The sequence below is a fragment of the Vibrio sp. 10N.261.51.A4 genome (assembly GCF_041471945.1).
GTDB lineage: Bacteria > Pseudomonadota > Gammaproteobacteria > Enterobacterales > Vibrionaceae > Vibrio > Vibrio crassostreae_C.
This window is the reverse complement of sequence record NZ_JBFRPJ010000020.1, coordinates 41,148-50,451: the sequence shown is the minus strand read 5'-3', so window position 1 is coordinate 50,451 and position 9,304 is coordinate 41,148. Positions and strand designations below refer to the sequence as shown.

General features: G+C 43.1%; 6 protein-coding genes. 2 read left to right on the top strand and 4 right to left on the bottom strand.

Annotated features, from left to right (window positions below; translation table 11 throughout):
- Positions 1–93 precede the first annotated feature (93 nt).
- The 3 genes from AB4384_RS05355 to yghU form a co-directional block, all read right to left on the bottom strand.
- Positions 94–417 carry a DOPA 4,5-dioxygenase family protein gene (locus AB4384_RS05355; protein ID WP_017060873.1) on the bottom strand — a complete coding sequence of 108 codons (324 nt, stop codon included), beginning with the start codon at positions 415–417 and terminating at the stop codon, positions 94–96.
- Positions 418–621: 204 nt separating this feature from the next.
- On the bottom strand, positions 622–5,091 hold the full coding sequence (locus AB4384_RS05350; protein WP_372129032.1) for an SslE/AcfD family lipoprotein zinc metalloprotease: 4,470 nt from the start codon (positions 5,089–5,091) through the stop codon (positions 622–624).
- Positions 5,092–5,367: 276 nt separating this feature from the next.
- Entirely contained in the window at positions 5,368–6,225 is an 858-nt protein-coding gene (gene yghU, locus AB4384_RS05345; protein WP_102332906.1) for a glutathione-dependent disulfide-bond oxidoreductase, read from the bottom strand.
- A 284-nt stretch (positions 6,226–6,509) separates the two neighbouring features.
- Here yghU and AB4384_RS05340 point away from each other — a divergent pair, with 284 nt between their 5' ends.
- Entirely contained in the window at positions 6,510–6,854 is a 345-nt protein-coding gene (locus AB4384_RS05340; RefSeq protein WP_017060876.1) for a YajD family HNH nuclease, read from the top strand.
- 180 nt (positions 6,855–7,034) lie between these two features.
- On the opposite strand, the gene AB4384_RS05335 is transcribed toward AB4384_RS05340, so the two are convergent.
- On the bottom strand, positions 7,035–7,415 hold the full coding sequence (locus AB4384_RS05335; protein WP_017064770.1) for a hypothetical protein: 381 nt from the start codon (positions 7,413–7,415) through the stop codon (positions 7,035–7,037).
- A 594-nt stretch (positions 7,416–8,009) separates the two neighbouring features.
- Between AB4384_RS05335 and AB4384_RS05330 the strand changes: the two genes are divergently transcribed.
- Complete coding sequence (locus AB4384_RS05330) at positions 8,010–9,248, top strand: OFA family MFS transporter (RefSeq protein ID WP_102319844.1); 1,239 nt, start codon at positions 8,010–8,012, stop codon at positions 9,246–9,248.
- The last annotated feature ends 56 nt before the right edge of the window (positions 9,249–9,304 follow it).

The following is a 9,304-nucleotide window of genomic DNA, read 5'->3' as shown; positions in this document are numbered from 1 at the left end:
TTGTGATCAAGAGACAGCCTCATTTGAGGAGCCTTTTTATTGTTCATGTATTTTCCGGTCGGAATGAGTTAAGTGCAATATTGGTATATTTGATTAGCTAGTAAGCGTTTCTTCAAAGACACCCAATTCACGACCAAGCCAGATCGCTCGTACTGTGTGATCCAAAGTTTCTTCACCGCCAGTTACAGGGTGAATAAGCACCGACATATCACCGCGTTCTTGCTCAAGCCATTCAACAATGCCCGACTCTTTGTTCGCAAAGTGAATCTCAAACATTGGCATCTTATGTGGACCAACCAAACGCTGTATTAATGGGAAAACCTCTAATACATCTTTACGTTCCGCTAAAATTTTCTGACGCAGTGTTTCTGCTTGCTCTGCAAATCGCAGAGGGAAATAGATATGACCGTGGTACATGGCACCATCCTTTAGAATTATGATGCGAACAGTTTAACCTGCTTTCTCTAGCAAGGACAGTCAACCAATGGCAGCCGAAGTATTAAACATCATGTAGAAGACTGATCTAGCTGAAATTTCTAGAGCATTCCAACAAAAACGCCACACGTAGTTTCAGTGTGGCGTTTGTTTTTAAGCTATAAAATGCTTTAGCAATAATTAGCGTTAGTAAATTGAATCAACATTCAAAGGACTGTTGTTTGGTTTCTCTAGTTTTAATTGTTCAACCGCACTAAGACCTTTAGAGCTAATTCCGCCACTATAAGACTTCGTGCCATCAGCATTAGTCATGGACGTTTCGCCCACGTTCCAAACTTCAAAGAAGTCACTTAAGTCATAGTTTGAAACATAAGAAGCGCACACCATCATTAGGTCTCCACCAGAAAGCCCAGTCTCGCTAGCACTACAATAGTTCGTATTCGAGTCGCCTTCTCTTTCACCTCGAGCTTTACGGTGCATAAGTTTGAACATGTTCCAGCCTTCATCTTCACCATACACATCAGATTGGCTTGCGCCGCGTGTATACCAATCATCAATTGCAAAGTTCGATTTTGCCCAGATTTTTAGCTGACCAAACATAACTAATCGTAAACCTGCATCACCATGTGACCACGCATGTTCATTATTAAGCTCTAGCCATTTAGGTGCTTTCTTAATATCCGATTTAATACGATCCATTTCAGGGTTTGCATTGCGCCCCTCTAACTCCTGCATATACAACGCAAGAAGGTTATTGGTCACTTCTGTACTACCAGCCGCAAGGAAAGGAGCTGATGCTAAGTTGTGACCAACTTCATGCCACAACAACCAATCGTTCACAGGGTTGGTTGGAATGTATGTCCGATTTGCGTTAAAGCTTGAATTCATCACTGGGTAGCCAGAGTGAGCAGCGCCAATCGAAATCTGCACGTCATTCACAAAACGATGGCGGAACGCCTTCAGTTCTGGGTAAGTGAACCTACGATGTAAACCCGTGCTTTGTTTCTCATCACGCCCGTAGAAGTCACTTGCCGCTTCGGCGAATCGATTCATATCAGTTGCGAATTGGTTCAAATCAGCGGATTCTAGATTCCTGATTGGTGTAGTGTAAATAAATGAACCCGTATCGATTTCTGCAATTGGTGCGTCTGCCGATTGAATAGTGTTAATCCACTGTCCCTCTTTCCACCAAGCCGCTTTTAACGCGCCATCAATGCTAAACGAGACTTCACCAAGCTCTTTTACTTTCGGTTGAATATAAATCAGGCCGCCATAAGGGGCTTTGAAATTTAAGCTCGAACCATTGTAATCGTAGCTGGTTTGCATACGTGGAGGACGTTTCAAGCTCGTTTCGTGATTCGGCTTACCTGTAAGATCATCCGCGATCATCACAGTAATCGTAGCTGCCACGCCATCTTGAATGGTTACTTCTTGTAATTGAGGTGCCCACAGACCTGTCGATTGATTGTTTCCTGCCGAATACGTCACCGCTTTACCGTTGGTCTGAACCATTACCGTACTTGACGAAGATGCCCCCGAAGTTCGACCCGGATACATTGTGGTATCAACAACGATTTCATGATCCCAGAATGAGCGCCCCAACATAATACGAGTCAGAGGTTTCTCCATGTAATTTAATGGATAGCTAGGATTCAACTGCCCAGATAACTCACCTTCGCCATGAATCATTCCATTAGCGACTAACGACGCTTTTAGGTCAACAGGACACTGTGCATCCATTGTGTCTGTTTGATGTAAGTCTTCGGTATAACAGTTAAGGAACTGAACAGCCTGCTTGAACCCCAACTCATCTTGTATTTCTGTTTCAAAATGGTATGCGTTGTCATTCCACATCCAAACAGACAGGTTATCAAACGCTTGATTCAATTCGCTGTTAGACAGACGCTTACCTTGAGTACCTTTTGTTCTATAGTAAATTTCATGCTCATAAAGCGCCGTAAAGTTAGTGCCCAAGTTCGCCGCTTTAACCATGCTACCAACAACAGCTTCACTTACTTCATAGCGATCAAAGTCTGCGCGATGATAAGCACCACGAACAGTAACACCGTCTCCAGAACGAGTCTCAATACAGTTAAATTCATATTCATAATCGTTTGTACAAAGATCAGTTCCAACAAATGCAGATTGCAGTTCTTTGATCGCCGCTTCACGCTCTTCTGCCGATTCAACAAAGATACGTGCGGATTTTTTCTCCATTACTGTTACACCAGACGCATCAAGCACTGGCTTCCCTTCAGCGTCTAACTTAGTAACCTCATAAGTCGGGATCTCAAACTTAATCTTGGACTCATCTTTGATCCACTCAACCGTACCATCTTGATTTACCGTGAATGGAGGCTCTCCTTGGTTATCTTGAAAACGCTCAAGAACCACCATTTCCTTTTGACTCTTCACGTGAAGATTAGGATAAGGTGCTTGGCAGTAATAAGAGCTACCGCAGAAAGCTTGGTTTGTCGGGGTAACGTTTTCACCACCAAGAGATACACCTACGGCATCTGCCAAGCGTCCAACAGGTTCAGGATTAGTCGTTTGAATCGCATCCATAAACAAGATATTGCCACCGTCATTAACATAGTTAATAAGAGCCGTAATATCGTCTTGGTTTAAGTTCGGGTTATCCAAGTCAGCAACAAACTGGTTAGTCATGCCATCTTGAACCAACTTAGGTGGGTATGCCTGAAGGATCAAAATCGGCGTATTACTCGCATCCAAATCATCAAAGTCACCTGAACCACGCTTTTCTACTGACGCAAAACCATACTGAGGACTAACAAAAAACGTGTACTGCTTACCCATTGTGGAGTGGTGATAAGCCGAATAGGCTTGGTCAATATTGGTCACTGCATTCATCCCAGCAATAGGCAAACCATTATTGAACCACTCAAACAAGTTCGAGAAAAACAACCTCATGCTGCCTTGGTCATCATGTAGTAGGTTTTCAAACGTCGAAACAGTGCACTGTTGTTTGTTGCTGTCGATATGTAATGTGCGATTAGCCCAATAATTCTCTGGGCATGACAGAATACTTGGATATAAGCCATTGCCCATGAACACGACCTTACCTTTGCCTATCTCGCCTGCAGTAACGAATGGGAAACCATAAGTCGCGTTGTCTTCAGAGACTAAAGGAATCGGAGGCATCGAGATGCTTGGGTGTTGTGCGATGTAAGGCTTACCTTCACGAGTCCAAGCCTGTTGCTCACCAAAATAAAGCTGACGGTTTTTATCAGTTCTTGGCATCATCACAGGGAATGCTCTGTTCGATATGTTCAGAGCTCGCATACCACGGGTATACCCCGTCGCACCGTAAAAACTACCATTGTCATTGAAAACATGGAATGTGGTGACGTTGTGGAAGATTTGCTGCAGAGACTCCGTAACATACTGACCAGAATCCATAGATAAAACGGCAGGTTGACGAACATAATCCATAAACTGAGGCGTTTGGCGCAGCTGCTCATCAATGACTGCCGTTAACCCTTGGCTAAACTGACCAACAAACTCATTAGGAAGTTCGAAGTCTGTACCCTCTATCAGCCCCCCATTTGGCAGAGTTAGGTTGATCAACTCATTTATAACGTTAGGGTAATTTGAAAAGGTATCTTGGACTTCTTCAGATATCTCATAATAACTTACATGATCAACCGCATAGCGCTCTAGTAATGACTGGATATTCGCTTTCTCAACCACATTATTGGTCACATCAGACAATTTATAAGCAACCTGATTACCCGTAATGGAGCCAAACTCAAACGTATCAATACCAAAAACGATTCTGTCGCCCCACAGGTACTCAAAGACTCCCTCTTCATCCGTCACGCCCGTCGCGTTAGCCGAAAAGAAACTGATCCCAGAAATCGGCGTACCATTAGCGTCTGTAAGCTTACTGCGAGTTAACACCTTACCTTCAACACTTGGCTTATAAGCATAGGTAGACTCCGCGTCTGCAGAAACAAAACCAGCGTTAAGGTTATTGTCCGCATTAGGGTCAACCGCAGGAACAACAGTTGTGTCTACGTGTGAACTAGGAGCCTTACCTACTTCATCTGTAGACTCCTCTTCTTTCGATGAAAAGTACGCATCGACAGCATCTTGATCATCAAGCTGCGAGAACACATCCTCAATATCAAAAGCATCCAGCTCTTTTAGACAGATAGCACTTTCAGTCTCACAAACATCAATTGATTCGAGTACCTTGGTAACGTTGTCTCCATGTAATTCTGTCAACTCAAATGCCGCATGAAGCGCATCATTTGAAATCGTGCTTTCTGTGACTTCGGGGAAAGGAGCCGTGAAATCACCTAAAGTAAGGTGACCCAAGGTACAACTAAAACTCACGCCTTGTTTTACACTGAACGTTCCGTTTTCAAGATGAATGCCGTCACAGTACACATCTCCAGAAACAAACGTCCCGCTCGACAACAGTGAACCGATGTAAGTTGTTGGTGGAATAATGTCAGTCGGCGGAAGAATATCCGTTGGTGGAACAATATCTGTCGGAGGAAGAATGTCCGTTGGTGGTACAATATCTGTTGGAGGAGCCGTATCAGAGCCACCACTATAGCTTAGTGAGTCGTGATTACACCCTAAAAGAGCCGTGGATATGATAGCCAACGCAATTAAGTTTTTTTTCATTGAGCGAAGTTAGTCGTAATTTAAAGTGGACCGTTATCTTATAGATTTACTCCACCTCGATGACTATTGTTTTTTGTCTTAACCACAAAGACCATTACTCATAAGCGATTGAATAAGAAAAACAAAATGATAATTGAGACTCTCATTCCAATTACAAAACCTCTCCCTACCTTAAAACGGAAAAACGCCATATCTCGATTGAGATATGGCGTTTCAATTAGCCATTAACATTAAGACCGATAGGGTATATCTGCCAAAAACACGTTCAAAAAAGAACTAAGGCTTAAGCTTTAAAACTCGGTCAATGTCTTCTGCAGAGTGGCGCTCTGGTACTTGCTCCCACTCTTCGCCAAATGAACGATTAACCACTCGGCCGCGTTGGAAACCTTCACGCGCTTCTAGCTGCTTCGCCCAGCGCACAACGTTGGTGTAAGACTCAACTTGTAGAAATTCGGCTGCGTCGTAAATTTTGCCAAGTACTAAGTTACCGTACCAAGGCCAAATCGCGATATCTGCAATAGACAGCTCTTCACCCGCAACGAAAGTGCTGTTAGCAAGTTGCTTGTCTAACACATCTAGTTGACGCTTAGCTTCCATTGCGAAGCGGTTAATTGGGTACTCTTGCTTTTCATCCGCGTAAGCGTAGAAGTGGCCGAAACCACCGCCTAGGAATGGTGCCGAGCCTTGTGCCCAGAACAACCAGTTAATGGTTTGCGTTCTTGCTGCCCCTTTTTTTGGTAAGAAGTGACCAAATTTTTCTGCTAGATGCATCAAGATAGATGCCGATTCGAATACATTCACGTCTTCGTCACCAGACTTGTCGACAAGTGCTGGTATTTTGGAGTTTGGATTCACGCCAACAAAGCCAGAAGAGAACTGATCAGCCTCACCAATGTTGATCAAGTACGCATCATATTCAGCTTCTTTAACACCCGCCGCTAACAACTCTTCCAGCAAGATAGTGACTTTTTGACCGTTAGGTGTGCCAAGAGAATACAATTGAAAAGCATGGTCACCAACAGGAAGCTCTTTATCAAAGCGAGCTCCAGATTCAGGACTATTGATGTTTGCCCACTTGTTACCACCAGCAGTATCGTTAACCCAAACTTTTGGCGGAGTGTATTGTTCTGACATGATATTTCCTTATTAATATAGGGTCTCACAAACTGATATTAGGTCACATGCCTGCGGTTAAAACCCCTGAATACGATTTATTTTCAAACTGTTAAGCATGGCTTATTCCAGAAAGACATAACCCGCTTAAGCGTTAGTGTGTAGAAGGTAAGTCTGTATTCAAACTTCAATCTAATATCGATAAGTCCACTGCATCATTTAGCAATGATTTTACGAACGACATACCGACAGCTTCAAGAAAGCTGTGATAAAATCGGGATATTACAATTGATAAGGATTTGGCAATGTCTTCTGATTTCACAGGTTCGAGTGCAGCGTATGCTCGCCAAGAGAAAGGCTACCGCGAAAAAGCACTAAAACTGTACCCTTGGGTTTGTGGTAAATGTGCGCGCGAATTTGTTTACTCAAACCTCCGAGAGCTTACCGTTCACCACGTGGATCACGACCATACAAACAACCCTGAAGATGGCAGCAACTGGGAGCTACTGTGCCTGTACTGTCACGATCATGAGCATTCAAAATACACTGACCATGAGCGTTATGGTGTGGATGCAAAAGCGAGTTTAGATGATCATCAGTCAGCGACACACAACCCGTTCGCCGATCTCGCTAAGATGATGAAGAAATAACACACCTTCAGAGTAGTCTTTGGTAGATGGTAACTGCTAGATAATAGATACATAACAAGTAACCCCAGTATGTCACCATACTGGGGTTTCTTTTATCTGCCGTCATAACCAAATAATAGAGTTCAGGTAGGCAGGATCAAAAAAGCCTTCCGAAGAAGGCTTTTTAAGAATCAAATAGAATTATGCTGCCGCTTGCTTGCGAGACTCTTCTACCTTCTTAGCGCGTTGTTTTAGCGTCAATTTATCGCGGTATGCAAACCAAACGTAAGACACAACCACTAAGAAGAACAGGTATGACAATGAGAAAATGAACGGCGATTGAATGATATCGTTCGAGATACCCCAAGAAACACCGATAACAGTCACTGCAATTTTCGCAAAAAAGCCACACATCAATAGCACTAATGCCAACTGTGGGAAACGCGTACTGCGGAATGCAAGCCAGTAGCAACTACCAACTGCTAGAGCCGCAACATAGAAGCCGAATAGGAAAGAGTGAATATGGTCAGCTGCCGCTACACCACCAGAAATTGACATCAATAAAATTAAAAACAGTTTCATAATACTCGCCTCACCATAAGTTGGAAACGCATCCTTTCAAATTTGGAATCTCAGTTTGCATACTATTTTCCCACTTTTTAAGGACAACACAACCCCTCCAATCGAACAAAATGTAAGCAAAAGTACTAACAAAAATCACCCTTAACAATTGCTTAACATTCTGTTTTTAATAAAACTCCGTTACTCCTTGTCTCATATGAACAAAGCGCTGTTACGATTTATTTTGTTACACAAATTTAACCTTGGAAATTAATTAAAATTATTTGTAACTCTGTGATATCCGCACGCAATACGCGTCTATTCAAAAACCATCACCTCAAAATCCCTGAAATAATAAGAAGACAGAGCGAAAAAGAACAAAATAGAGAGGTGTTAAAAACATTTCAAAAACCAATGAAAAACAACTTATTAACAAATTGAATTTAATTTACCAAAAATGGAAAAAGAGATTCCAATCACTTTTTAATTGGTTATAATCCGCGCTCTTTTGCGCTATCTGTTGATAAACGCAAACTAATTTTGAAGAAACAATCACAATAACCCGTCTTTAGTTAAGTGGCTCTCCACTAACCGATGACAAAACTGAGAATAAAAATGAGCAAGATTGATAAAGCAACACGTATCCTGCTAGCAGGCTTCTGTATCAACCTTTGTCTTGGCATCCTGTATGCTTGGAGTGTATTTAACAAAGCGCTAGTAACTGAAGCTGGTTGGAGTGCTGCTGAAGCATCTTCACCTTACGCTATTGCAACTATCACATTCTCTGTTTCTCTTCTTGTTGCGGGCATCCTACAAGACCGTATGGGGCCACGTAAGATCCTTATCTTAGGTACAGCGCTTACAGGCCTAGGTATGATTGCTTCTGGTTTCGCTACAACGCCTATGATGCTGAACATCACGTTCGGTATTATAACAGGTGCAGGTATCGGCTTCGGTTACGCATGTCTGTCTCCATCAGCAATGAAGTGGTTCCACTCTTCTAAGAAAGGTATGGTTAACGGTCTTATCGCAGCAGGCTTCGGTCTTGCGGCTATTTACCTAGCACCAGTAACTTCTGCGCTAATCGACAGCATGGGTATCCAAACTAGCTTTATGATTCTTGGTGTTGGTGTACTTGCAATCGCAGTACCTCTAGCAGCAACAATCAACAACCCACCAGCGGATTACACGCCAGCTGAGCCTAAAGTAAAAGCAGGCCAAGCTCCTAAAGCGGTTAAGAAGACTGAAGACCTAACTTGGAAAGTAATGCTGAAGACTCCTCAGTTCTACTCTCTATGGATCATGTACGCATTCGCTGCATCTGTTGGTCTAATGATCATCGGTAACATCACTACAATTGCTAGCGTTCAAGCTAACCTGCCAAACGCAGTTTACCTAGCGTCTATCCTTGCAGTATTCAACTCAGGCGGCCGTGTTGCTGCGGGTATGCTTGCAGATAAAATCGGTGGCGTACGTACTCTACTTCTAGCGTTCATCCTTCAAGGCGCGAACATGGCTCTATTCGCTACGTTCAACTCTGAATTCACGCTAATCATTGGTACGGCTATCGCAGCGGTTGGTTACGGTACGCTTCTAGCAGTATTCCCAACACTAACTGCTGAGTTCTACGGCCTGAAAAACTACGGTACTAACTACGGCGTGCTTTACACGGCATGGGGTATCGGCGGCGCTATCGGTGCAGCAGTTGTTGGCTTCTCAATGTCAAACGGCGAAGGTTACGGCCTAGCTTACACAATCTCTGCAGTTATGATGGCAGTGTGTATTGTTCTAGCAATCATCACTAAACCAATCTCTGAAGCTAAAGTTGCAGAACTAAAAGCATCACAAGCTTAATCAACAGAAAAGATTGAATTTGTTACTGAAGAGCTTAACCTTAGGGTTAGGCTCTT